We start from the raw sequence: 24,072 nt of genomic DNA on the forward strand, positions 1-24,072 counted from the left end.
CTTACTTCACCAAACCTGTAAAGCCCATAAAGGCGAGTGACATTAAACCTGCTGTAATCATTGCTATTGATGCACCTTTAAAAGGTACAGGAACGTCGGCGGCGGCTATGCGTTCTCGCATGGATGCAAAAAGTATCAACACCAATGAGAAACCAACAGCGGCGCCGAAGCCGTAGATGATCGATTCAATAAAGTTATGGTTTTCATTAATGTTAAGAAGTGCCACGCCCAATACTGCGCAGTTTGTTGTGATCAGCGGTAAGAAAATGCCAAGCAAGCGATAAAGCGTCGGGCTGGTTTTGTGCACAACCATTTCGGTGAACTGCACCACAACGGCTATCACCAAAATAAAACTCATGGTTCGAAGGTACTCAATACCTAGTGGACGAAGGATGTAGCTTTCCACTAAATACGCACACACTGACGCGAGTGTTAGCACAAAAGTTGTCGCTAAGCCCATACCTATTGCTGTTTCCAGTTTTTTGGACACACCCATGAAAGGACATAGGCCCAAAAACTTCACCAGTACAAAGTTGTTCACCAGCACAGTGCCGACCAACAACAAAACATATTCGGTCATAGTTATTACGTTCTTAAAATCCGATCTTGATATTATCGTGTTTTGTGACACCAATAACAACCAGTGAACGATGTGGTTTTACATACACGATGGAAAAATAGTCGTCTATTTGATCTATTTTGATGAATCAATAAGAAATTGAATCGTTTGCTGAATGTATTGTTAGCGAGAGGATACTACCTATTAATTTTCATCTAATGTGTGATTTTAAAAAAAGCCCGCCTCTCCCAGGTAGAAAAGAGAGGCGGGCAATGTATATTTACAAGCTAATTATTTAAACTTTCTGAGTGCTTGATGGACTGTGTTTATATCTTACTCGTGAAGGTACGAGTGATGACGTCTTGCTGTTGCTCTGTCGTTAGAGAGTTAAAACGTACCGCATAACCAGACACTCGAATCGTCAACTGAGGGTATTTCTCTGGATGTTCAACCGCATCCAATAACATCTCTCGGTCTAGAACGTTGACGTTAAGGTGTTGACCACCTTCAATCGCAATGCCCTCGTTGCTTGCTTCGTGATGGAAGTAACCATCCATTAGCGCAGCTAGGTTCTTCTTCTGACTCAAGTCATCTTTACCCAATGCGTTAGGCACAATTGAGAAAGTGTAAGAAATACCATCTTTAGCGTAAGCGAACGGTAATTTAGAAACCGATGCCAGAGACGCAACCGCCCCTTTTTCATCACGACCGTGCATTGGGTTTGCACCCGGTCCAAAAGGCATACCTGCGCGACGGCCATCTGGTGTATTACCCGTTTTTTTACCGTAAACCACGTTAGATGTGATTGTTAAAATCGATTGAGTTGGCACTGCTTCGCGGTAGGTGTGCATCTTCTGAATTTTCTTCATGAAGCGCTCAACTAGATCACAAGCGATGTCATCAACACGGGCATCGTTGTTACCAAATTTTGGATAATCACCTTCGATTTTAAAATCAACGGCGATGCCATCTTCATCACGAACGGGTTTCACGGTTGCGTATTTAATTGCTGCTAAAGAGTCTGCAACAACAGACAGACCTGCAATACCACACGCCATCGTGCGGTGCACGTCGCGATCCATCAATGCCATCAGTGATGCTTCGTAGCTGTAACGGTCATGCGAATAATGGATGATGTTCAACGCTGTGACGTATTGCGTTGCTAGCCACTCCAACATATTGTCGAAACGAGGCATCAAAGCGTCAAAGTCGAGAATTTCATCTTGAACTTTGTCCACTACCGGACCCACTTGCGCTTTCGATTTTTCATCGATACCACCATTGATGGTGTAAAGCAGTGCTTTTGCAAGGTTGGCACGTGCACCAAAGAATTGCATGTGCTGACCAACAACCTGCGGGCTCACACAACAGGCAATCGCGTAGTCGTCATTGTCGAAATCAGGACGCATTAGATCGTCGTTTTCGTATTGAACCGAAGAGGTATCAATCGACACTTTTGCAGCATATTGTTTGAACGCTTCAGGCAATTGCTCTGACCAAAGAATCGTCATATTTGGTTCAGGAGCAGGGCCCATAGTATGTAGCGTATGTAAGTATCGGAATGTCGTTTTAGATACTAGTGTACGGCCATCAACACCCATACCTGCCATGGCTTCGGTTGCCCAGATTGGGTCGCCAGAAAACAATGAATCGTATTCTGGTGTGCGTAGGAAGCGAACCATGCGTAGCTTCATGATGAAGTGGTCAATCATTTCTTGCGCTTGTGATTCATCAATCAAATCGTTTGCGATATCGCGCTCTAGATAGACGTCTAGGAAAGTCGAAGTACGGCCCAGTGACATTGCTGCGCCGTTTTGCGATTTAACCGCCGCTAGGTAGCCAAAGTAGGTAAATTGGATCGCTTCTTGTGCTGTTTTTGCAGGTAGCGACATATCAATGCCGTATTTCAGACCCATTTGACGAATGTCTTCAAGTGCTTGAACTTGATCGGCTATTTCTTCGCGAAGACGAAGTGTTTTCTCAAGATCGTTGCCTTGTTCTAAGAACGTTTGTGTTGAATTGTATTGTTCTTTTTTGTCTGCTTTTAAGAAGTCGATACCGTATAGGGCGAGACGGCGATAGTCACCAATGATACGACCACGGCCATAAGCATCAGGAAGGCCCGTGATGATGCCGGATTTACGACAGGCTAGAATTTCTTTGGTGTAAAGGTCGAAACACGCTTTGTTGTGAGTTTTACGGTATTCAGTGAAGATTTTTTCAACCGTTGGATCCAATTCGCGGCCATAAACTTCGCACGAGTTTTTTACCATGCGAATCCCGCCATTGGCGATGATTGCACGTTTTAGCGGTTGATCAGTTTGTAAGCCAACGATCTTTTCCAGATCTTTGTTGATGTAGCCTGCATCGTGGGAAGTGATTGTTGAGGGCAAGTCTGTGTCAAAATCAATAGGGGCGTGTGTGCGGCTTTCTTGTTTTATGCCTTCAAGCACTTGGTTCCATAATGCTGAAGTGGATTTGCTAACCTCGGCTAAGAAAGACTCGTCTCCCTCATAGGGTGTATAGTTTTTTTGGATGAAGTCACGAGTGTTGACAGAGTTTTGCCATTCACCAGCAGTAAATCCAGCCCATGCATCTAGCATGTCAGTTGTCGGAATAGTCATAAGTAAATCCCTAAGTTATTGATAATTAGAATGGAGGCGACGAGTAGGACGGAACCATTCTTAACCCTTTTAATCGTATGGATTTATTTGTTATGAGTAAAATGAATGCTTTTCATTTTTTCAATGATTAAATTGCATTAATAATAGATTCAACTAGTTATGATTGTGTTTTGCTAGAAAAGAGACAGAATTAAATGTGTGGTGCTGTGAGAACACTATCTATGACAATGTTATGAGTTCTGTAATTTGAACTTATTTCGGTGTGATTTTATGACGCCTAGATTGGCTTAGATTTCATGGCGATTAAGATACAAAAAAAGCCGTGTCTTGCGACACGGCTTTTCTATAATCTGGCTCCTCCTGCTGGGCTCGAACCAGCGACCTGCGGATTAACAGTCCGTCGCTCTACCAACTGAGCTAAGGAGGAATTGCTTTGCTTGAAAGCGGGACGAATCTTACCGAGCACTCAAACTACTGTCAACAGTAAAAAAATACATTTTTAGCAAAAAATATTGAGTTAAGGGCTTTACTTTTCTGTATGGCTTGCCAGTAAAGGCTCGAGGTTAGTTATCCACTAAATTTGTGGATAAGTATGTTGATGAGATCTGGGTAAAGAAAATTGATATGCAACTAAGTTTTTATTTAATGAATTTTTAGTCAGAGTTATGCGTAAAATAAGCAAATAAAACAGAGATTTATCGATGTTAATCAAAAGGTATTCAAAGTGGATAAAAATCAATCTTTTGGGGATAAGAAAGTTTTAAGCTAATTTTTGGGGAAAAGTTGTGGAAACTATAATGTGAAGAATGTGTGTAGCTCTTCAACTAGGGCGAAGTACTATATCAGAGTCACTTTTGTATGGCTATAGCATTCTAGACAAACAAGAAAATTTATTAACAATGATGGGTAAATTCTCGATAGACGTAGATTTCATTAGCTAAGGTGTATATATATACAGCCTTAGCGCAGTAAAATTGAGGAAGGGTATGAGTAAAGTCTATGAATTGGTCTCCGATTATCAGCCGTCGGGCGATCAACCAGGAGCGATCAATCAGTTGCTTGAGGGGCTCGATGCTGGGCTAGCACATCAAACCTTGTTGGGGGTCACAGGCTCAGGTAAAACCTTCACACTAGCGAATGTGATTGCTCAAGCCCAACGACCTGCAATATTACTTGCGCCAAACAAAACGCTTGCTGCTCAGTTATATGGTGAGATGAAGTCATTCTTTCCTAATAATGCGGTTGAGTATTTTGTTTCTTACTACGATTACTACCAACCTGAAGCGTACGTTCCGACCACGGATACCTTTATAGAGAAAGACGCTTCAGTTAACGCGCATATAGAACAAATGCGTTTGTCTGCTACAAAAGCACTACTAGAACGTAAAGATGCCATTATTGTTGCATCGGTATCGGCTATCTATGGCTTGGGTGATCCTGAATCGTATCTACAAATGATGCTGCACCTACGTCGCGGTGATGTGATTGATCAGCGTGATATGCTTCGTCGCCTAGCGGAGCTCCAATACTCGCGCAATGATGTTGCTTTTGAGCGAGGGCAGTTCCGTGTCCGTGGCGAGGTGATTGATATATTCCCTGCTGAATCAGACCAAGACGCTGTGCGCGTTGAGATGTTTGACGATGAGGTGGATTGCATCAGTGTGTTCGATCCATTGACAGGCGTGGTGAAACAACGAGACTTGCCGCGCTATACCATCTATCCCAAGACGCACTATGTCACGCCAAGAGATCGCATTCTTGAAGCGATTGAAAATATTAAAGTCGAACTAGAAGTGCGCAAAAAGCAGCTTCTAGATAACAACAAGCTACTGGAAGAGCAGCGAATTAGCCAGCGCACTCAATTCGATATCGAAATGATGAATGAGTTGGGCTTTTGCTCCGGTATCGAAAACTATTCTCGTTATCTCAGTGGACGCTCGGAAGGTGAGCCGCCACCAACCCTGTTTGACTACTTACCTCATGATGGCTTGTTGATCATCGATGAATCTCACGTGACAGTACCGCAGATAGGTGCCATGTATAAAGGCGACCGTTCGCGTAAAGAAACGCTGGTGGAGTTTGGTTTCCGGTTACCTTCAGCTTTGGATAATCGTCCACTGAAGTTTGAGGAGTTTGAAGCACTAGCGCCACAAACGATTTTCGTCTCTGCTACTCCTGGAAATTACGAACTAGAAAAATCGGCGGGTGATGTAGCGGATCAAGTCGTTCGTCCTACAGGCTTGCTTGACCCTGAGTTGGAAGTTCGCCCAGTAGCGACCCAAGTCGACGACCTATTGTCTGAGATCCGTATTCGCGCAGCTAAAGATGAACGAGTTCTGGTTACAACACTGACCAAACGAATGGCTGAAGATCTCACCGAATACCTTCACGAACATGATGTTAAGGTACGTTATTTACACTCAGACATTGATACTGTTGAGCGTGTGGAAATTATCCGTGACCTTCGTCTTGGGGAATTTGACGTGCTGGTGGGAATAAACTTATTGAGAGAGGGCCTGGATATGCCAGAGGTCTCGTTAGTTGCAATTTTGGATGCGGATAAAGAGGGCTTCTTGCGGTCTGAACGCTCACTCATTCAGACCATTGGTCGTGCTGCACGAAACATCGAAGGTAAGGCGATTTTATACGCTGACCGAATCACCAACTCAATGAAAAAGGCGATGGATGAAACTAACCGTCGTCGCGAGAAGCAGGAAGCGTACAACGAAGAAATGGGTATTTCGCCACAAGCGCTCAAACGAAATATCAAAGACATCATGGAACTTGGCGATATCACTAAGTCTAAACGCCAGCGTAACACTAAACAGGTACCATTATCGAAAGTGGCGGAGCCTTCGCAAACTTACGAGGCACTGTCCCCTCAGCAGCTAGAAAAAGAAATCAGTCGACTGGAGGCAGCGATGTATCAGCATGCGCAAGATTTAGAGTTTGAGTTAGCGGCACAAAAGCGTGACGAGATTGAAAAACTACGAGCGCAGTTCATCGCAAATAGTTGAACAAACTTACCGATTTAACTATCCAAGCATTTTAGGTCGCTTGTAAAAAAAAGAAGCCAATAGGCAGTCGGGTCTATTGGCTTGTTTTGTGAACATATCGTTCACTAACAACGTCAGTTGGCTAGGTGACCCGAGGGGTCACTATCGTTACAGCATGGTTTGTGCCACTTTTTAAATAATTGATATTATTTTTGAATTTTTTCCTTTGCCCATAATTTAGCTAATGTTATTTGCAAAATGCAAAGCGTAATGCGATTATTGTTTAAAACACAACAAAATAATAGCTAGGTTATGCAACAAAAACCCGAAGGCCCAAAGTCTCGTTACCTTTTAATGGTCGAGGACACCGCATCTGTTGCGGCTCTGTACCGCTCATACCTGACACCGCTTGGCATAGATATCAATATTGTCGGCACAGGTAGGGATGCCATTGAGAGCCTAAATCATCGAATTCCAGATCTTATTTTACTCGATCTCCGTCTGCCAGATATGACGGGGATGGACGTTTTACATGCCGTTAAAAAGAGTCATCCCGACGTACCTATAATTTTTATGACCGCTCACGGTTCTATCGATACCGCTGTCGAGGCCATGCGTCATGGCTCACAAGACTTTCTAATTAAACCGTGTGAAGCAGACCGTTTACGTGTCACGGTTAACAATGCCATTCGTAAAGCGACCAAGCTAAAAAATGAAGCCGATAATCCAGGCAATCAGAGCTATCAGGGGTTTATCGGCAGTAGCCAAACCATGCAGCAGGTTTACCGTACGATAGATTCAGCGGCGAGCAGTAAAGCGAGTATTTTTATCACAGGTGAAAGTGGTACTGGTAAAGAGGTATGTGCCGAGGCTATTCACGCAGCAAGTAAACGTGGTGACAAACCTTTTATTGCAATTAACTGTGCTGCAATTCCAAAAGATTTGATTGAGAGTGAACTGTTTGGTCACGTAAAAGGGGCCTTTACTGGCGCTGCGAATGATCGTCAAGGGGCAGCTGAGTTAGCGGATGGCGGCACACTTTTTCTAGATGAGCTTTGTGAGATGGACTTGGATTTACAAACCAAGTTGCTACGATTTATTCAAACGGGCACATTCCAAAAAGTGGGTTCCTCAAAAATGAAGAGCGTGGATGTGCGCTTTGTTTGTGCCACTAACCGTGATCCCTGGAAAGAGGTACAAGAAGGTCGATTCCGTGAAGATTTGTACTATCGTTTGTATGTCATTCCTTTGCATTTACCGCCTTTACGCGAACGAGGCGAAGATGTTATTGAAATTGCATACTCACTGCTAGGTTACATGTCACACGAAGAAGGAAAAAGCTTCATACGTTTTGCGCCTGATGTCATCGAGCGATTCAACAGCTATGAGTGGCCGGGTAACGTTCGTCAGTTACAAAACGTGCTACGCAATATCGTTGTTCTAAACAACGGTAAAGAGATTACGTTGGACATGTTACCGCCACCGTTGAATCAACCGCTTGACCGTCCGTCGTCTGTGGCTAAATTAATTGAGCCGAAAGCGATGACCGCATCTGAGATTATGCCATTATGGATGACGGAAAAAATGGCAATCGAGCAAGCGATTGAAGCATGTGATGGCAATATTCCTCGAGCGGCGGGATACCTTGATGTCAGTCCGTCGACGATTTACCGCAAGTTACAGGCATGGAACGGCAAGGAAGAGCGGCAAAAAGTATGAGTGTAAATGTATTAAATCAGCAAAAAATAGATGAACTGTCGATGGAAATTGGCAGTGACAACGTACCTGTACTGTTCGATATCTTCCTAGGAGAAATGGATACCTATATCGAGAACTTATCCCAACTGCAGGGGGCAGAGCGATTAGCTTACTCAAAAGAAATCAGCCACGCGTTGAAAAGTAGTGCTGCGAGCTTTGGGGCAGATCGCCTTTGTGAACTGGCGATGTCCATAGACAAAAAAGCGAAAGCCGGTGAGTTGACTGCGGAGTCTGAGGAGTTAGAGGTTATGTTCGATCTTTTGCACGAAACTCGAGATGCTTATCGCTCTTGGCGACAGTAACTATTTATTCCTATTAACCATTTTTTCTTAGTAAACATCTGTTCTTACTGGATGCCTGAACTAAAACCCTTCGATGACAGAAGGGTTTTCATTATCAATAAACACCTTAAAAGAGGGCGCTAGCCAGGTAACGTGCTCTTAAATAGAAAGTTGTAGCTGATTTTCAATCGCTAGTTTGAGCTTGTTTCTATCGTGACGCCAGTCTCGGTTAGAGGAGGCGAGTGACTCCGTCACTACATTCCATTGACTTAAGACGTCTTGCTCGGTTTTCTCTGCTAGAACCACGTCTATTTTTCTTCCTTGACAGGCACGTTCACACCATTCTAATTTTTGAGCCATCGTCATTCGTCCCGCTGGGCCGTATTCTGGACTCAGGTTAGCAACAAAAATGACTTTTGCTTTTGTGTTTGCTGCAATCGCTTTGCCGAGTTCAGGCAGCAATAAAGGAGGCATGATACTAGTTAAAAAACTGCCAGGGCCAAGAATAATCGCGTCCGCTTCCGCCAAAGCTGTGATGGCTTCTTTGGTAGCAGGCACTTCTGGTGAAAGATCCAAACGTCGCAAGTCTGCTTTCATTTCGTCGACATTTGTTTCTCCCGTAACCCACTTCCCATCTACGGATAACGCGGAAAGATCCGAAGGGTGTTCGGACATAGGAAGGATGTTAACGTCGACTTTTAACATATTGCGAATCAGATTAATGGCATCTAAAGGTCTGACCGATAAGTTATCGAGTGCAGTAAGCATCAAATTACCAAGATTATGACCATCAAGTTCGCCAGTGCCTTTGAAGCGATATTCAAACATCATAGAACTGATCGAAGGCTCTGTAATGAGCTGATTAATACAGTTACGTGTGTCTCCCCAAGCGATTCCTCCTTGGCAGTGACGAATTCTTCCTGTTGAACCACCATTGTCAGTCGTGGCAACAATCCCAGTTGCATTGCTGCCAAAATCTCGTAATGCGGCCAGCATTCGACCTAAGCCATGACCACCGCCAACAGCGACCACTTTTTTATCTGTGTAGATATTCATTATGTTCTTCTAATAATCTAATAAAAAACGGCTACAATTTATCTTAAGGAGTGTCTTAAAGGTACTCACTTAGCGGTAAATTGTGTCTCTAGAGAGTTTTTTATCACTCAAGTCTGGATTCCATTACAAATATTAAGTATTTTACACCGCAAAGCTATCAGAGATTTCATATCTCTGGTTGCCATAACTCCGAGCTCACTATTGCTAAGTCCTTGGATAAGCGTTTTGAGCCAGTGGCATACTGTCACAAGGGCATGATTGGAAATGGCCATGCCTCCCGTGTTTGGAAAGGTGTTCCGTGGCGCAACAATTCGAAGACAAATTTCATCGTAAGTTTTATTACTTGCGTCTGTCTGTGACCGACGTATGTAATTTCAAATGTACCTATTGCCTTCCTGATGGCTATAAGCCTTCGGGCAATAAAAACTCGTCTTTTTTATCTCTCCCTGAAATCAAACGGGTCGTAAAAGCATTCGCTGATTGTGGCACGTCAAAAGTGCGCATCACTGGTGGTGAGCCTAGCTTACGCAAAGATTTTACCGACATTATCCATTCAGTAGCGGCGACGCCTGGCATTCAAAAAGTTGCAACGACAACCAATGGCTATCGCATGGCAAAACAAGTCGCAGATTGGCGTGAAGCGGGTTTAACCCACATTAATGTCAGTGTGGATAGCCTTGACCCGCGTATGTTTCATCAAATCACAGGTGAAAATAAGTTTACTGAAGTCATGAATGGTATCGAACGTGCGTTCGAGGTCGGTTATGAGCAAGTAAAAGTTAATGTGGTGTTGATGAAAGATCTGAACCATCACGAGCTGCCAGCGTTTCTTAACTGGATAAAAGATCGTCCAATCCAACTGCGTTTCATTGAGTTGATGCAAACGGGTGAGATGGATGAGCTATTTAATAAGCACCATGTATCCGGAGTGGCAATTCGTAACCAGCTAATTGCAAATGGTTGGTTGCTGAAAGTGCGCTCGCATAATGATGGTCCTGCGCAAGTATTTGTTCATCCTGATTACAAGGGTGAAATAGGTCTTATCATGCCTTATGAAAAAGACTTTTGTGAAAGCTGCAACCGACTGCGCGTTTCTGCGATGGGTAAGCTGCACCTATGTCTGTTTGGAGACCATGGTGTAGAATTGCGTGATCTTTTGGAACGTGATGAGCAAGAGAGTGAGCTTATTGAACGTATCCAGGCGCAGTTACAAACCAAGTCGGTAAGCCATTTCTTGCATGATGGCAATACTGGTATGACGCCACACCTCGCGTCTATCGGCGGCTAACTTCATTCAACTTTTAGAGCGAGCTTAGTGATAAGCTGGCTCTAACTTTTTCCGAATCGATACCAAGCGTATCAAAGCTAATTAAGAGAATAGGTGAACAAATGGGTCACGCTGAAAGCAAATTCCAACCTGCAAATATTGCCGTTCTAACGGTATCTGACACTCGTACTGAAGAAAACGATACCTCTGGTCGTTACCTAGCTGAGCATGCTCAAGAAGCGGGTCACAACGTAGTAGACAAGCAAATTGTTATTGATGACATGTACAAGATCCGCGCGATTGTTTCTCAATGGATTGCTGATGAAAGCGTACAAGCGATCATGATTACTGGCGGTACAGGTTTCACCTCACGTGATAGCACGCCAGAAGCACTTAAGCCTCTATTTGATAAAGAAGTTGAAGGTTTTGGTGAGTTGTTCCGTATGGTGTCGTACGAAGAGATCGGTACGTCTACCATTCAGTCTCGTGCGATTGCAGGTTTTGCTAACCACACCGTGATCTTCGCAATGCCAGGTTCAACGGGTGCGTGTCGTACAGGCTGGACAAAAATTATTAAACAGCAGTTGGATGCAAGTCATCGCCCTTGTAACTTCATGCCACACCTATCTGTATAACCTTTCCTAAAAGCGAAGGAAAAACAATGACCCAATTTACACATATCAATGCTTCTGGCGAAGCAAACATGGTTGACGTGTCAGCAAAAACGGAGACGGTTCGTGAAGCTCGTGCTGAAGCATTTGTTCACATGGCCCCAGAAACACTTCAACTGATTGTCTCTGGCCAGCACCACAAAGGTGATGTATTTGCGACGGCTCGTATTGCTGGTATTCAAGCTGCGAAGAAAACCTGGGATTTGATTCCACTTTGTCATCCGCTACTACTCTCTAAAGTTGAAGTTCAACTGGAAGCTATCGAAGCAGAAAACAAAGTTCGCATCGAATCAGTATGTAAACTTGCGGGTAAAACTGGTGTGGAAATGGAAGCGCTCACGGCAGCTTCCGTTGCTGCTCTAACGATTTACGATATGTGTAAAGCAGTACAAAAAGACATGGTCATTGGTCAAGTTCGTCTACTAGAGAAAACGGGTGGTAAATCTGGTCACTTTAAGGTGGAATCATGATTAAAGTACTTTTCTTTGCTCAAACTCGCGAGCTGATTGGCATCGACAGTGTCGAGTTAGACGGGCCGTTTGAAACGGTTGAATCAATTCGTGCACATCTAGTGGAAGAAGGCACTAAGAAAGATGGCAAGTGGGATTTAGCGCTCGAGCCAGGAAAGCTACTTGCTGCAGTGAACCAATCCATCGTCCCTTTGGATACACAAGTAAAAGCAGGTGACGAAGTTGCGTTTTTCCCGCCGGTAACTGGGGGTTAAGATGGATTCTCGTGTTTCTGTACAAATTGAAGACTTTTCGGTTGAGCAAGAATATCAACGTCTATCTGAAGGGACGGCTGCCGGTGCTGTCGTTACATTCGTTGGTAAAGTTCGAGATATGAACCTTGGGGATAATGTCATTGGTTTACATCTAGAGCACTATCCGGGGATGACAGAGAAGAGCTTGAGCGACATTTGTGATCAAGCTGAGTCTCGCTGGCCACTATTAGGTGTACGCGTGATTCATCGCGTCGGAGACATGGATAGCGGTGATCAAATTGTATTTGTGGGCGTTTCCAGTGCGCACCGCGGCGCGGCATTTGATGCGTGCGAGTTCATCATGGATTATCTGAAAACCCAAGCTCCATTTTGGAAAAAAGAGCGTACGACGAATGAAGATCGTTGGGTTGAGTCGCGCGACACCGATCATCAAGCTGCACAGCGTTGGGAAAAATAGAACTAACCCGCATTCTAGTGAAAAAAGCTAAGTGCTAATGGTACTTAGCTTTTTTTGTATTTATCTTCATTGTATTGCTCACTTTGTTTCAATATTTCCTATCTTTTGTCTGGTGATATTCTTCACAATAAAAGTTTTTTGCCCAATATATAAACAATTATTTGTTAGACTTGATTTGTCATAAATGTTAAATGATGTGTAAATATCTAGCATAAGATGCTAGTAAATGGTTTAAACTCAGATTAATCGAAAGTTTCGCCTGTTAAATGTCGCTTCTGGTCTTTATTTGGCTGGTGAATGCTTTGGGGTTAGAGTTTACTGCTAGATATGTGTGGTTTAGTCAGCATTATTGGTTTTTTTGCTACATTTTTATGGCAAATTACTTCAATGATTGCTAATGTGTGCCGCAGTCTTTGTAAGGTTTTAGACTTTTGTGCTCAGAAAGTGCACTAAAAAAATCTAAAACTCTGACCGTTCCAGGCCCTTACAAAGAAGTCATGGATGCTAACGAAAAAATTTGGAGTTTTACGCATGTATAAGAATAAAATCACGCGCGCTTTATTTATTGGTGCTGGTCTTTCTCTCGCTCTAGCTGGTTGTGGTGAAAAGCCTGCGGAGAAACAAGCTGCTGAGCCTGCTCCGGCTCCAGCCCCTGAAGCTAAATCTGATTCTAAAGAGCCAAAACTTGCTGCTGTTCAAGAATTGGTGCGTGGTAACGGTACAGAAGTTGCGACAATAGACCCTCATAAATCTCAAGGTGTTCCAGAATCCCACGTGATTCGCGATCTTCTTGAAGGCCTTGTAAACCAAGATGCGGACGGTAACACTATCCCTGGTGTTGCAGAATCTTGGGAAACTGAAGACAACAAAACATACACTTTCCACTTACGTGAAGACGCAAAATGGTCAAACGGTGATCCTGTCACTGCAGGTGATTTCGTTTACAGCTTCCAACGCGCAGTCGATCCAGCAACCGCCTCTCCATATGCTTGGTACATGGAATACACCAAGATGAAGAACGCAAAAGACATTGTTGCGGGTAAAAAAGATAAGAGCGAGTTAGGTGTTAAAGCGGTTGACGATCACACGTTAGTGGTTGAGTTAGATACTGCAGTACCATATTTTGTAATGATGATGGGCCACACGACAGTGAAACCTGTTCATCAAGCAACTGTTGAAAAGTTCGGCGATCAATGGACGAAGCCAGAGAACTTTGTAGGTAACGGTGCTTATGTTGTTGACAACTGGGTTGTAAACGAGCGTTTGGTTCTAAAACGTAACGAACAGTACTGGGACAACGAAAACACGACGCTTGACCAAGTTACTTTCTTACCAATCGAGAACCAAGTAGCGGAAATGAACCGCTTCCTAGCGGGTGAAATCGACTTCACGAATGAGCTGCCTACAGAGCACTTCAAGCGTCTGAAGAAAGAGCACCCACAAGAAGTGTCTGTAACCGGTAACTTATGTACTTACTACTACATCTTCAATACGAAGAAAAAGCCGTTTGATGATGTTCGTGTGCGTAAAGCGATTTCTTATGCGATTGACCGTAACATTGTGACCGATGCGATTTTAGGTCAAGGTCAAAAGCCAGCTTACTTCCTAACACCTGAAATTACGGCAGGTTTCAACCCAGAAATTCCTGCATACGGCAAAATGACGCAAGAAGAGCGTAACGCAGAAGCTGCGCGTCTATTGGAAGAAGCGGGTTACGGCGCAGACAACCCTCTTGAATTTAACCTTCTATACAATACATCAGAGAACCACAAGAAACTTGCGGTTGCACTGGGTTCAATGTGGAAGAAGACACTTGGTCTAGACGTTACGCTAGAAAACCAAGAGTGGAAAACTTACCTATCTACCAAAGATTCTGGCAACTTTGAGGTTGCTCGTGCAGGTTGGTGTGGCGACTACAACGAAGCTTCATCTTTCCTAACGCTGATGATGAGTAATAACACTACTGGTGGTATTCACTACGACAGCAAAGAGTACGATGCGATCATGAACAAAGCATTTGCTTCAACTTCTGACGAAGAGCGCCAAGCACTTTACCTAGAAGCAGAGAAGTTGATGGCAAAAGATATGCCAATCGCACCTATCTACCAGTACGTGAAATCACGTCTACTATCACCGAAAGTTGGTGGCTTCCCAGTAAATAACGCGGAAGACAAGATTTACTCTAAAGATCTCTACATCACAGAGTAATTCGTAACTCGATAGAACTATAAAAATGAGGCCCTACATGTGAGAAATTGCATGTAGCGCCTATCTTTAGTCCAAAAGAATTGGACGACTTCTTTAATTTAACTGTCACAGACTGAAAGAGTGAGTTTATGCTTAAATTCATCGCAAAAAGGATATTTGAGGCGATCCCAACAATGTTGGTTTTGATCACCGTATCTTTCTTTCTTATGCGCTTTGCACCGGGAAACCCTTTCTCGACAGAGCGTCCATTGCCACCCGAAGTAATGGCAAATATCGAAGCTAAATATGGCTTGGATAAACCTGTATTTGAACAATACACCACGTATTTGACCAATGTTATCCAAGGTGATTTCGGACCGTCATTTAAATACCTTGATTACTCAGTAAACGAGCTGATCGCGGTTGCCTTACCTGTTTCGGCTAAAGTGGGCTTCATCGCCTTTATCTTTACTTTGATAATGGGGGTTACCGTCGGTACCATTGCTGCGCTCAAGCAAAATACTTGGATTGATTACACCATTATGTCGACTGCGATGCTTGGTGTCGTAATGCCATCCTTTGTATTAGCGCCTGCGCTTATCTACATATTCTCGCTTCATTGGAATATCTTCCCTGCGGGCGGTTGGCAAGATGGTAGCTGGCAGTATTTAGTGCTTCCTGTTATTGGTATGTCGCTACTGTATGTTGCTACCTTTGCTCGTATCACACGTGGTTCGATGATCGAAACCCTAAACAGTAACTTTATTCGTACGGCACGTGCTAAAGGTCTAAGTTACCGTTATATCATTATCAAACACGCTCTTAAGCCGGCACTTCTCCCTGTTGTTTCTTACATGGGCCCAGCTTTCGTAGGTATCATCACCGGTTCCGTTGTTATCGAAACCATTTTTGGTCTGCCTGGTATTGGTAAACTATTCGTTAACGCTGCGTTTAACCGTGACTACTCGCTAGTAATGGGGGTAACCATTCTGATTGGTTTCCTATTCATTCTATTCAACGCGATTGTAGATATTTTACTTGCAATGATTGACCCGAAAATTCGCTACTAACAGGGACGTTTGGTTATGTTAACGAAAAAAGAAAACCTAGAAGCGATTGAGAAATTCTCCGAAAACTTGGAGATTGAAGGTCGCAGTCTTTGGCAAGATGCTCGTATCCGTTTCATGCGCAACAAAGCGGCGATGGTGAGCTTATTCCTTCTTGTTCTAATGACGTTGGCGGTTATTATCCTGCCAATGATCGCACCGTACACATTTGATGATACTGACTGGTACGCGATGCACGTTGCACCGAATGCTGACCATTGGTTTGGTACTGACAGCTTAGGCCGTGATTTATACGTGCGTACGCTAATTGGAGGTCGTATTTCGTTGATGGTAGGTGTTATGGGTGCATTTGTAGCGGTACTGATTGGTACGCTCTACGGCGCAGCATCTGGTTTCATCGGCGGTAAAGTTGACCGCGTAATGATGCGTATTCTAGAAATTTTATACGCGGTACCGTTTATGTTCCTGGTGATTGTACTGGTAACATTCTTCGGTCGTAACATCATGCTGATCTTCGTTGCGATTGGTGCTATCGCATGGCTAGATATGGCGCGTATCGTACGTGGCCAGACTCTTAGTCTACGTAGCAAGGAGTTTATCGAAGCGGCACATGTGTGTGGTGTAAGCAACTGGAAAATCATTACTCGTCATATCGTACCGAACGTACTGGGTATTGTAGCGGTATACTCTACGCTGCTTATCCCAAGTATGATTCTAACGGAATCATTCCTATCATTCCTTGGTCTTGGTGTTCAGGAACCAATGACAAGTTGGGGCGCTCTTCTACAAGAAGGTGCACAGACAATGGAAGTAGCAATCTGGCAGCTGGCATTCCCAGCAGTGTTCATGGTTGTGACGCTATTCTGCTTCAACTACGTTGGTGACGGCCTGCGCGATGCGCTGGATCCAAAAGACAGATAATTAAAAGATAAGATTAAGGAAGCAATGATGAGCTTATTAGATGTCAAAGATCTGCGCGTCGAATTCACCACGCAAGATGGTATCGTAACCGCAGTAAACGATTTGAACTTCTCTCTCAACCAAGGCGAAACCTTAGGTATCGTTGGAGAGTCGGGATCAGGTAAATCTCAAACTGTATTCGCAATCATGGGCCTTTTGGCTAAGAACGGTATTATTTCTGGTAGCGCAAAGTTTGAAGGCAAAGAAATCCTAAACTTACCAGAAAAAGAACTGAACAAAGTGCGTGCGGAACAGATCGCAATGATCTTCCAAGACCCAATGACATCACTGAACCCTTACATGAAAGTGAGTGATCAGTTGATGGAAGTGCTTATGCTGCACAAAGGCATGGGCAAAGCGGAAGCATTTGAAGAATCAGTACGCATGCTGGAAGCGGTAAAAATCCCTGAAGCGCGTAAGCGTATCACGATGTACCCGCATGAGTTTTCAGGCGGTATGCGTCAGCGTGTAATGATCGCGATGGCGTTGTTATGTCGTCCTAAACTGCTTATTGCCGATGAGCCAACAACAGCACTTGATGTGACGGTACAAGCACAGATCATGGACTTGTTGAATGAGCTGAAATCTGAGTTCAACACAGCGATCATCATGATCACGCACGACCTTGGTGTGGTTGCAGGTTCGTGTGACAAAGTGCTGGTGATGTATGCAGGTCGTACCATGGAGTACGGCAACGTAAATGAAATTTTCTATAATCCAAGCCATCCTTATGCGGAGGGTCTGCTGAAGGCGATTCCTCGCCTCGATACTGAGGGTGAAATTCTGCCGACCATTCCTGGCAATCCACCAAACTTGCTTCGTCTACCGCCGGGCTGCCCTTATCAAGAGCGCTGTCACCGTGTGATGGATCGTTGTAAGCGCGAGGCGCCAATTCTGACACCATTTGGTGATGGTCGTCAGCGTGCATGTTTTTCTGAATGGGAGGCTTGGAACAAATGAACGCAGTAGACAAAAAACTAATTCTGGACATTTCTGAGCTGAAAGTTCACTTCAGCATTGCCTCAAAGTCGGCATGGCCGTGGTCAAAGCCTTCGAGCCTGAAAGCGGTAGATGGCGTGAATGTTCGACTATACGAAGGGGAAACGCTTGGTGTAGTAGGTGAATCAGGTTGTGGTAAATCGACGTTTGCTCGTGCCATCATTGGTCTGGTTGAAGCTACTGACGGCCAAGTAGTGTGGTTGGGTCAAGACCTTACTAAAATGAAAAGCGTTCAGCGCCGTGAGACGCGTAAAGAAATTCAGATGATTTTCCAAGACCCATTGGCATCGCTGAATCCGCGTATGACTGTTGGTGATATCATTGCTGAACCTCTTGAGACATTCTATCCAGAACTGTCTAAGCAGGAAGTGAAAGATCGCGTTAAAGAGATGATGGCGAAAGTTGGCCTATTACCTAACGTGATTAACCGTTACCCACACGAGTTCTCGGGTGGTCAGTGTCAGCGTATCGGGATAGCGCGTGCGCTTATCCTTAAGCCTAAGATGATCATTTGTGACGAGCCAGTATCGGCGCTTGATGTATCTATTCAAGCTCAGGTGGTTAACCTACTTAAAGAGATTCAAAAAGAGTTAGGGCTTTCTCTGGTATTCATTGCGCATGACTTGTCTGTCGTTAAACACATTTCAGATCGCGTTTTAGTTATGTATTTAGGTAATGCCGTGGAACTTGGCGAGGCCGAGGCTCTGTTTGCTGATCCTAAGCACCCATATACGCGTGCGCTGATGTCTGCGGTTCCGATCCCGGACCCGGATATTGAGCGCAATAAGAAAATCCAAATGTTAGAGGGTGATCTTCCTTCACCTATCAACCCACCGTCGGGTTGTGTATTCCGCACTCGTTGCCCACAAGCAACCGAAGAGTGTGCGAAGACGAAGCCAAGCATTTTAGGTAATGACGTTCACGCTGTATCTTGTTTACACGTTAGTGTATAAATTCAGCCTGTGACGGGCTTAAGCGCGACACCTTCATCGGGTCGCGCTTTTTTTATGTGTCTGATTTATACATTCGAATTTCTTGAACATGATGTCCTAAGTTCGATGATTCTCTGTTTGATAGGAAACGCTAATATAGACACAAACAGAACGAGAGGAGAGCAATCATGGGTAAGTTGGTTGAAGGTGTTTGGCAAGATGTCTGGTATGACACAAAATCAAATGGTGGCAAATTTGTGCGCGAAGATGCCGGATTCCGTAACTGGGTTAAAAACGACCCTGATGCGGAGTTTACACCAGAGTCCGGTCGATACCATTTGTATGTCTCTCTTGCTTGTCCTTGGGCACATCGAACCCTCATTTTCCGCAAGCTGAAAGGTTTAGAACCACATATTGATGTCACGGTCGTTTGCCCTGATATGCTCAGCCAAGGTTGGCAAATGGGGCTTCCTGAGCCATTGTTTGGTCACACGCGCATGTATCAAATTTACACGCAGGCCAAACCCGATTACACGGGCCGCGTAACCGTGCCTGTACTTTGGGATAAAAAGACCAATACTATTGTGTCAAACGAGTCGTCAGAGATCATTCGCATGTTTAACTCGGAGTTCAATGCGTTAACAGGGAATCACGACGACTACTATCCAGAACATCTAAAACACGTTATTGATGAGTGGAACGATTTTGTTTATCCGAATGTCAACAACGGAGTGTATCGTTGTGGCTTCGCGACTACACAAGAGGCGTATGAAGAAGCGTTTGATTCTTTGTTTAATGCGTTAGATAAAATCGATGCTCACTTAGCGACGCATCGTTACTTAGCAGGGAACACAATTACTGAGGCTGATTGGCGTTTGTTTACGACTCTTATTCGTTTTGATGCGGTGTATGTTGGGCATTTCAAGTGTAACAAGCAGCGCATCGCAGACTACGAAAATATACAAGGCTACTTAAAAGAGTTATATCAAGTCGAAGGCGTCGAAGAAACGACGGATTTCTATCACATTAAACGCCACTACTACTTCAGCCACACTGGGATTAATCCGACGCAAGTTGTACCAAAAGGGCCTGATTTAGACCTAAATACTCCTCATGGAAGAGAAAGGATTGGCTAGTTTGCTGCTTCCATCGCAAATGAAAAAGTACTTAACGGTTAGCAATGACGTTAAGTACTTTTGTGTCATCTAAATACCGGGAGTAGGAAGTTTACTTTTTCATTCATCGCCACCTTACTTAGCGCGTACGATGTCCATCACTAGCTTTCCGTCCACTTTTACAGGACCGTCCTCTTTAGCGCCGAGCGTATACTCAAACACACCAGTCTTCATGCCACCTTTCTCTCCGTGGACCATTAACATCAGCATATCGCCTGATTCTACTGGTTCCATCAAAATTGCATTTACGTTTTCATTCTTTCCCATTTTTAACGGAGCGTAGCCGATAACAGGACCAGGCTTCATTGATTCGTCTGTTCGGTGGACAACCATCCACCCATTGTCATCAGCATGAGCCATTTCAGCGGTCACCGTTCCTCCGGACATATCTTGATCGACGCCTTTAATACTCGGGGCGGAAAAGCTGAATGAAGAAAAACTAATCAGAAACGCAGCTAAACCAAACTTTATCAGTGATGTATTGATGAAATCCTTCATATGTATTCCTTAGCAGTCAATGAGTTTGTGTATTGCAGTAGCTTTTACGTATTTCCTAGCAAAAAAGTTTAGCTAAAACGTAAATAATGCCGATAAATTGAACAGGGACCGTGCTGCTTTGGAGCCAATGCATTTTTGGGAGTGGGTCAATCGGTGTAATAACAAGCACGAGCAATGTCGGTTAGGTATGGGGGGGCGATAGGGAGAAAAGCTTTGTGCACCAGTAATTATAGGTTGTGCAGTAATTGGTATAAAAAACAAATAAGTGTTCTGGCCAGCAATAGAAAAAGCCCTCGACGAATCGAGGGCTTTGTATCTATATCCAACTAGATGTCAGAAGCGATTATTTAGCTTCTTGGTCTGCTTGGATAGCTGTTAGAGCGATGGTGTACACGATGTCGTCTACTAGCGCGCCACGAGACAAGTCGTTTACAGGCTTACGCATACCTTGCAGCATTGGACCGATAGATACTAGGTCAGCTGAACGTTGTACCGCTTTGTAAGTTGTGTTACCCGTGTTTAGGTCTGGGAATACAAATACTGTCGCTTTACCTGCAACTGGAGAGTTTGGTGCTTTAGAAGCAGCAACGTTTTCCATAATAGCAGCGTCGTACTGTAGAGGACCGTCAATGATAAGATCAGGACGTTTCTCTTGAGCCAGTTTTGTTGCTTCACGTACTTTATCAACGTCTGCACCCTTACCAGATTCACCTGTAGAGTAAGAGATCATTGCAACGCGTGGTTCGATACCGAATGCTGCTGCAGAGTCAGCAGATTGGATAGCGATTTCAGCAAGCTGTTCAGCAGTTGGATCTGGGTTGATTGCACAGTCACCGTAAACCAGTACTTGATCAGGCAGAAGCATGAAGAATACTGAAGATACGATAGACGCATTTGGTGCCGTCTTGATGATTTGGAACGGAGGAACGATAGTGTTCGCCGTAGTGTGAACAGCACCAGAAACTAGGCCGTCAACTTCGTCGTTCTCAAGCATCATTGTGCCTAGGAATACTGAATCTTGTAGCTTCTCACGAGCCACAACTTCAGTCATGCCTTTCGCACCGCGCAACTCAACTAGGCGAGCAACGTAGTTTTCACGAACAGCATCTGCATCAATGATGGTTACACCAGTACCTAGCTCAACGCCTTGTTGAGCCGCTACGCGACGGATTTCATCTGGGTTACCTAGAAGTACACAGTCTGCAATGCCGCGTTCAGCACAGATCGCTGCTGCTTTAACTGTGCGTGGTTCGTCACCTTCTGGAAGAACGATACGCTTACCTGCTTTACGAGCAAGTTCAGTTAGCTGGTAACGGAACGCTGGTGGGCTTAGACGACGAGACTTCTGAGTGCCTTCAGTCATAGACTCGATCCAGTTACCGTCGATGTGGCCAGCAACGTGTTCGTTGATGAACTCGATACGCTCTTTATCGTCTGCAGGTACTTCGATGCTGAAGCTCTGTAGGTTTAGAGACGTTTGCCAAGTGTTACCTTGTGCTTTGAATATAGGTAGACCAGTGTCGAATGCTGGTTTACATAGGCCTTCGATTTCGCTAGGGATATCGTAACCGCCAGTTAGCAGTACAGCACCAATATCCACACCGTTCATTGCAGCAAGAGAAGCAGCAACGATAACATCAGGACGGTCTGCAGAAGTAACAAGTAGAGAACCCGGTTTGAAGTGCTCAATCATGTTTGGCAGAGAACGTGCACAGAAAGTGATGCTCTTGATGCGACGAGTGTTGATGTCACCTTCGTTGATGATATCTGCTTTCAGGTGCTTAGCCATGTCGATTGCGCGAGTCGCAATCAGATCAATGCTCCATGGCACACAACCTAGTACACGAATTGGAGAAGTGTTAAAAATTTCCATCACTTTCAATTCGTTTTGTTTCGCGCTGTCTGCATCGTCAAAGATTTCAGATAGGTCAGGGCGAGTACGGCCAGCTTCGTCAACAGGAGCGTTTAGCTTGTTGATGATAACACCTGAGATGTTTTTGTTTTTAGTGCCGCCGAAGTTAGAACATGCTACTTCGATACGCTCTTTCAGTTGCGCAGGGTTATCAGTACCTGGAGTCGCAACTAGCACGATTTCTGCACCAAGTGTTGCCGCGATTTCCGCGTTTACTTGGTTTGCAAATGGGTGCTTACGAGTAGGTACAAGACCTTCGATTAGCGTAACGTCTGCGTCTTTGTTGATTTGGTTGTAACGTTCAACAACGGTTTCTAGCAGCTCGTCCATGTTGTCGTTACCGATTAGGCTTTCAGCAACAGACATCGCCATTGGTTCACCGATCTTCATATCGCTGTTACGACCAACGATAGTTGAAGTCAGATCTGGCTGATCACCACCTGAACGTGGCTGACAGATTGGCTTGTAGAAAGAAACTTTAACGCCTTTACGCTCCATAGCGCGAAGAACACCCATGCTAACGCTTGTTAGGCCAACGCCTGCGCTAGTAGGGATAAGCATAATAGTACGAGACATTCGTAGAGTACCTTTAGCTATTTGGGGGATAAAAGCTCAACTCTTATTCCATGAAGCTCGAAGAATAGGAGTTGAGCCCCTAAGAAATTCGTTTGAATGAAAATCTGGCTAGCCGAGTGGCTAGCCAGGAATTCAATTAAAGACCTGTCAGGCGAGCAGTGTCTTCAGCGATGACTAGCTCTTCGTTAGTAGAGATAACCATTGCAGGGATACGGCTGTTTTCAGTCGTGATAACGCCTTCGCCGCCGAAGCGAGCTTTAAGGTTAGCTTCGCTATCTACTTCGATACCGAAGATGCCAAGACGGTTTAGAACCATTTCACGGATAGGGCCAGAGTTCTCGCCGATACCGCCAGTGAAAGTGATTGCGTCTAGACGGCCTTCCATTGAAGCAGTGTAGCCAGCAACGTATTTAGCTAGACGGTGACAGAACACGTCCATTGCGCGTGTTGCTTCTTCTTTTTGACCGTAGTTGTCTTCAACGAAACGACAGTCAGAAGTCACTTCAGTTAGACCTTGAAGACCAGACTCTTTAGTTAGCATCGTGTTGATTTGATCAACAGAGTAACCTAGAGCGTCGTGTAGGTGGAAGACGATAGCAGGGTCGATGTCGCCACAGCGAGTACCCATTACCAGACCTTCAAGTGGAGTAAGACCCATAGAAGTGTCTACAGATTGACCGTTCTTGATCGCACATACAGATGCGCCGTTACCTAGGTGACAGTTGATGATGTTTACTTCTTCAACTGGTTTGTTTAGTAGGCCTGCAACTTCACGAGTGATGAACAAGTGAGAAGTACCGTGCATGCCGTAACGACGGATACCGTGTTCTTTGTATAGGTTGTATGGAAGAGCGTATAGGTAAGACTCTTCAGGCATAGTTTGGTGGAACGCAGTGTCAAATACAGCAACGTTTTTCAGCTCTGGGAAGTTTTTCTTAGCCGCTTCGATACCGATGATGTGAGCAGGGTTATGAAGAGGTGCAAATGTTGCAGCGTCTTGAATACCTTTTAGAACTTCATCAGTAATTAGTGCAGATTGAGTGAACTGCTCACCGCCGTGAACGATACGGTGACCGATTGCGCCTAGGTTAGCTTTAAGCTCTGGCTTAGAAGCAAGAATAGTTTCTACCATAAACGCTAGTGCTTCTTCGTGAGCTGCACCATTGCCTAGTTGAGCTTCGTGCTTGCCATCAAGTTTCCACTTGATGCGAGCTTCAGGAAGGTGAAGACACTCAGCAAGACCTGACAAGTGCTCGTCGCCGTTCTCGGCATCAACAACGGCAAATTTAAGAGAAGAACTACCGCAGTTTAAAACTAAAACTAGCTTAGACATGTATGACTACCTGTTATTCGTCTGATAAAAAATCAGTTAA

General features: G+C 44.5%; 20 protein-coding genes, 1 tRNA gene and 1 riboswitch. Of the genes, 14 read left to right on the forward strand and 7 right to left on the reverse strand.

Annotated elements, in window-relative coordinates:
* Nucleotide 1: 1 nt before the first annotated feature.
* The 3 genes from rsxA to J4N40_RS05150 all read right to left on the reverse strand — a co-directional run bounded on the left by rsxA (nt 2) and on the right by J4N40_RS05150 (nt 3,610).
* Nucleotides 2-580 carry an electron transport complex subunit RsxA gene (rsxA, locus tag J4N40_RS05140; RefSeq protein WP_005380762.1) on the reverse strand — a complete coding sequence of 193 codons (579 nt, stop codon included), beginning with the start codon at nt 578-580 and terminating at the stop codon, nt 2-4.
* A 305-nt stretch (nt 581-885) separates the two neighbouring features.
* A complete protein-coding gene (gene pflB / locus J4N40_RS05145) occupies nt 886-3,183 on the reverse strand; it encodes a formate C-acetyltransferase (RefSeq protein ID WP_065274718.1) in 2,298 nt (765 codons plus the stop codon).
* A 351-nt stretch (nt 3,184-3,534) separates the two neighbouring features.
* Nucleotides 3,535-3,610, reverse strand: a tRNA-Asn gene (locus J4N40_RS05150).
* Nucleotides 3,611-4,169: 559 nt separating this feature from the next.
* On the opposite strand from J4N40_RS05150, the gene uvrB reads away from it, so the two are divergent.
* The 3 genes from uvrB to luxU all read left to right on the forward strand — a co-directional run bounded on the left by uvrB (nt 4,170) and on the right by luxU (nt 8,239).
* Nucleotides 4,170-6,200: an excinuclease ABC subunit UvrB gene (gene uvrB / locus J4N40_RS05155; RefSeq protein ID WP_017636056.1), complete on the forward strand. Its 2,031-nt coding sequence runs from the start codon at nt 4,170-4,172 to the stop codon at nt 6,198-6,200.
* Nucleotides 6,201-6,491: 291 nt separating this feature from the next.
* Complete coding sequence (gene luxO / locus J4N40_RS05160) at nt 6,492-7,898, forward strand: quorum-sensing sigma-54 dependent transcriptional regulator LuxO (protein ID WP_005380768.1); 1,407 nt, start codon at nt 6,492-6,494, stop codon at nt 7,896-7,898.
* Entirely contained in the window at nt 7,895-8,239 is a 345-nt protein-coding gene (gene luxU, locus J4N40_RS05165; protein WP_054576229.1) for a quorum-sensing phosphorelay protein LuxU, read from the forward strand. The genes luxO and luxU overlap by 4 nt, the downstream gene beginning before the upstream one ends.
* Nucleotides 8,240-8,377: 138 nt before the next feature.
* Here the strand turns inward: luxU and J4N40_RS05170 are convergent, their stop codons facing one another.
* Nucleotides 8,378-9,274, reverse strand: a complete 897-nt coding sequence (locus tag J4N40_RS05170; RefSeq protein WP_005388931.1) for a YvcK family protein — start codon at nt 9,272-9,274, stop codon at nt 8,378-8,380.
* 175 nt (nt 9,275-9,449) lie between these two features.
* A riboswitch (molybdenum cofactor riboswitch) is annotated at nt 9,450-9,584 on the forward strand.
* Between J4N40_RS05170 and moaA the strand changes: the two genes are divergently transcribed.
* From moaA to J4N40_RS05225, 11 genes are all read left to right on the forward strand, one after another.
* The gene (gene moaA, locus J4N40_RS05175) at nt 9,573-10,562 is read left to right on the forward strand and encodes a GTP 3',8-cyclase MoaA (RefSeq protein ID WP_017636052.1); all 990 of its coding nucleotides are present in this window, start codon (nt 9,573-9,575) and stop codon (nt 10,560-10,562) included. It overlaps the preceding riboswitch by 12 nt.
* Before the next feature lie 101 nt (nt 10,563-10,663).
* Nucleotides 10,664-11,176 (forward strand): molybdenum cofactor biosynthesis protein B, encoded by a 513-nt coding sequence (gene moaB / locus J4N40_RS05180; protein WP_005388935.1) that lies wholly within the window; start codon nt 10,664-10,666, stop codon nt 11,174-11,176.
* A gap of 26 nt (nt 11,177-11,202) precedes the next feature.
* Entirely contained in the window at nt 11,203-11,682 is a 480-nt protein-coding gene (gene moaC, locus J4N40_RS05185; RefSeq protein ID WP_005380779.1) for a cyclic pyranopterin monophosphate synthase MoaC, read from the forward strand.
* The gene (gene moaD, locus J4N40_RS05190; RefSeq protein WP_005388938.1) at nt 11,679-11,936 is read left to right on the forward strand and encodes a molybdopterin synthase sulfur carrier subunit; all 258 of its coding nucleotides are present in this window, start codon (nt 11,679-11,681) and stop codon (nt 11,934-11,936) included. Before moaC ends, moaD begins: the two co-directional genes overlap by 4 nt.
* Nucleotide 11,937: 1 nt before the next feature.
* Nucleotides 11,938-12,393 (forward strand): molybdopterin synthase catalytic subunit MoaE, encoded by a 456-nt coding sequence (gene moaE, locus J4N40_RS05195; protein ID WP_017821374.1) that lies wholly within the window; start codon nt 11,938-11,940, stop codon nt 12,391-12,393.
* A 531-nt stretch (nt 12,394-12,924) separates the two neighbouring features.
* On the forward strand, nt 12,925-14,601 hold the full coding sequence (locus J4N40_RS05200; RefSeq protein ID WP_017633862.1) for an ABC transporter substrate-binding protein: 1,677 nt from the start codon (nt 12,925-12,927) through the stop codon (nt 14,599-14,601).
* A 128-nt stretch (nt 14,602-14,729) separates the two neighbouring features.
* Nucleotides 14,730-15,650: an oligopeptide ABC transporter permease OppB gene (gene oppB, locus J4N40_RS05205; protein ID WP_005380786.1), complete on the forward strand. Its 921-nt coding sequence runs from the start codon at nt 14,730-14,732 to the stop codon at nt 15,648-15,650.
* 15 nt (nt 15,651-15,665) lie between these two features.
* Nucleotides 15,666-16,568: an oligopeptide ABC transporter permease OppC gene (oppC, locus tag J4N40_RS05210; RefSeq protein ID WP_017633861.1), complete on the forward strand. Its 903-nt coding sequence runs from the start codon at nt 15,666-15,668 to the stop codon at nt 16,566-16,568.
* Between the two features lie 27 nt (nt 16,569-16,595).
* A complete protein-coding gene (locus J4N40_RS05215; RefSeq protein ID WP_005380792.1) occupies nt 16,596-17,567 on the forward strand; it encodes an ABC transporter ATP-binding protein in 972 nt (323 codons plus the stop codon).
* Nucleotides 17,546-18,559 (forward strand): murein tripeptide/oligopeptide ABC transporter ATP binding protein OppF, encoded by a 1,014-nt coding sequence (gene oppF / locus J4N40_RS05220; protein ID WP_272926331.1) that lies wholly within the window; start codon nt 17,546-17,548, stop codon nt 18,557-18,559. Before J4N40_RS05215 ends, oppF begins: the two co-directional genes overlap by 22 nt.
* 167 nt (nt 18,560-18,726) lie before the next feature.
* Nucleotides 18,727-19,674, forward strand: a complete 948-nt coding sequence (locus J4N40_RS05225) for a glutathione S-transferase family protein (protein ID WP_206958076.1) — start codon at nt 18,727-18,729, stop codon at nt 19,672-19,674.
* 114 nt (nt 19,675-19,788) lie between these two features.
* Here J4N40_RS05225 and J4N40_RS05230 read toward each other — a convergent pair whose 3' ends face one another.
* The 3 genes from J4N40_RS05230 to J4N40_RS05240 all read right to left on the reverse strand — a co-directional run bounded on the left by J4N40_RS05230 (nt 19,789) and on the right by J4N40_RS05240 (nt 24,032).
* Nucleotides 19,789-20,211 carry a DUF7282 domain-containing protein gene (locus J4N40_RS05230; protein WP_005380804.1) on the reverse strand — a complete coding sequence of 141 codons (423 nt, stop codon included), beginning with the start codon at nt 20,209-20,211 and terminating at the stop codon, nt 19,789-19,791.
* A gap of 343 nt (nt 20,212-20,554) precedes the next feature.
* On the reverse strand, nt 20,555-22,699 hold the full coding sequence (gene pta, locus J4N40_RS05235) for a phosphate acetyltransferase (protein ID WP_005380805.1): 2,145 nt from the start codon (nt 22,697-22,699) through the stop codon (nt 20,555-20,557).
* Nucleotides 22,700-22,835: 136 nt separating this feature from the next.
* Nucleotides 22,836-24,032, reverse strand: coding sequence for an acetate kinase (locus J4N40_RS05240; protein ID WP_005380807.1), 1,197 nt, complete (start codon nt 24,030-24,032; stop codon nt 22,836-22,838).
* Between the last annotated feature and the right edge of the window lie 40 nt (nt 24,033-24,072).

This window comes from Vibrio sp. SCSIO 43097 (assembly GCF_023650755.1).
Taxonomy (GTDB): Bacteria; Pseudomonadota; Gammaproteobacteria; order Enterobacterales; family Vibrionaceae; genus Vibrio; species Vibrio alginolyticus.

What these genes read in the sequence shown, in the direction of transcription:
- J4N40_RS05230 (WP_005380804.1), bottom strand. Translation starts at nt 20,211, where the DNA reads ATGAAGGATTTCATCAATACATCACTGATAAAGTTTGGTTTAGCTGCG.
- J4N40_RS05170 (WP_005388931.1), bottom strand. Translation starts at nt 9,274, where the DNA reads ATGAATATCTACACAGATAAAAAAGTGGTCGCTGTTGGCGGTGGTCAT.
- oppB (WP_005380786.1), top strand. Translation starts at nt 14,730, where the DNA reads ATGCTTAAATTCATCGCAAAAAGGATATTTGAGGCGATCCCAACAATG.
- moaE (WP_017821374.1), top strand. Translation starts at nt 11,938, where the DNA reads ATGGATTCTCGTGTTTCTGTACAAATTGAAGACTTTTCGGTTGAGCAA.
- J4N40_RS05200 (WP_017633862.1), top strand. Translation starts at nt 12,925, where the DNA reads ATGTATAAGAATAAAATCACGCGCGCTTTATTTATTGGTGCTGGTCTT.
- J4N40_RS05225 (WP_206958076.1), top strand. Translation starts at nt 18,727, where the DNA reads ATGGGTAAGTTGGTTGAAGGTGTTTGGCAAGATGTCTGGTATGACACA.
- oppC (WP_017633861.1), top strand. Translation starts at nt 15,666, where the DNA reads ATGTTAACGAAAAAAGAAAACCTAGAAGCGATTGAGAAATTCTCCGAA.
- moaD (WP_005388938.1), top strand. Translation starts at nt 11,679, where the DNA reads ATGATTAAAGTACTTTTCTTTGCTCAAACTCGCGAGCTGATTGGCATC.
- uvrB (WP_017636056.1), top strand. Translation starts at nt 4,170, where the DNA reads ATGAGTAAAGTCTATGAATTGGTCTCCGATTATCAGCCGTCGGGCGAT.
- moaC (WP_005380779.1), top strand. Translation starts at nt 11,203, where the DNA reads ATGACCCAATTTACACATATCAATGCTTCTGGCGAAGCAAACATGGTT.
- oppF (WP_272926331.1), top strand. Translation starts at nt 17,546, where the DNA reads ATGGGAGGCTTGGAACAAATGAACGCAGTAGACAAAAAACTAATTCTG.
- luxO (WP_005380768.1), top strand. Translation starts at nt 6,492, where the DNA reads ATGCAACAAAAACCCGAAGGCCCAAAGTCTCGTTACCTTTTAATGGTC.
- J4N40_RS05215 (WP_005380792.1), top strand. Translation starts at nt 16,596, where the DNA reads ATGAGCTTATTAGATGTCAAAGATCTGCGCGTCGAATTCACCACGCAA.
- moaB (WP_005388935.1), top strand. Translation starts at nt 10,664, where the DNA reads ATGGGTCACGCTGAAAGCAAATTCCAACCTGCAAATATTGCCGTTCTA.
- luxU (WP_054576229.1), top strand. Translation starts at nt 7,895, where the DNA reads ATGAGTGTAAATGTATTAAATCAGCAAAAAATAGATGAACTGTCGATG.
- rsxA (WP_005380762.1), bottom strand. Translation starts at nt 580, where the DNA reads ATGACCGAATATGTTTTGTTGTTGGTCGGCACTGTGCTGGTGAACAAC.
- J4N40_RS05240 (WP_005380807.1), bottom strand. Translation starts at nt 24,032, where the DNA reads ATGTCTAAGCTAGTTTTAGTTTTAAACTGCGGTAGTTCTTCTCTTAAA.
- pflB (WP_065274718.1), bottom strand. Translation starts at nt 3,183, where the DNA reads ATGACTATTCCGACAACTGACATGCTAGATGCATGGGCTGGATTTACT.
- pta (WP_005380805.1), bottom strand. Translation starts at nt 22,699, where the DNA reads ATGTCTCGTACTATTATGCTTATCCCTACTAGCGCAGGCGTTGGCCTA.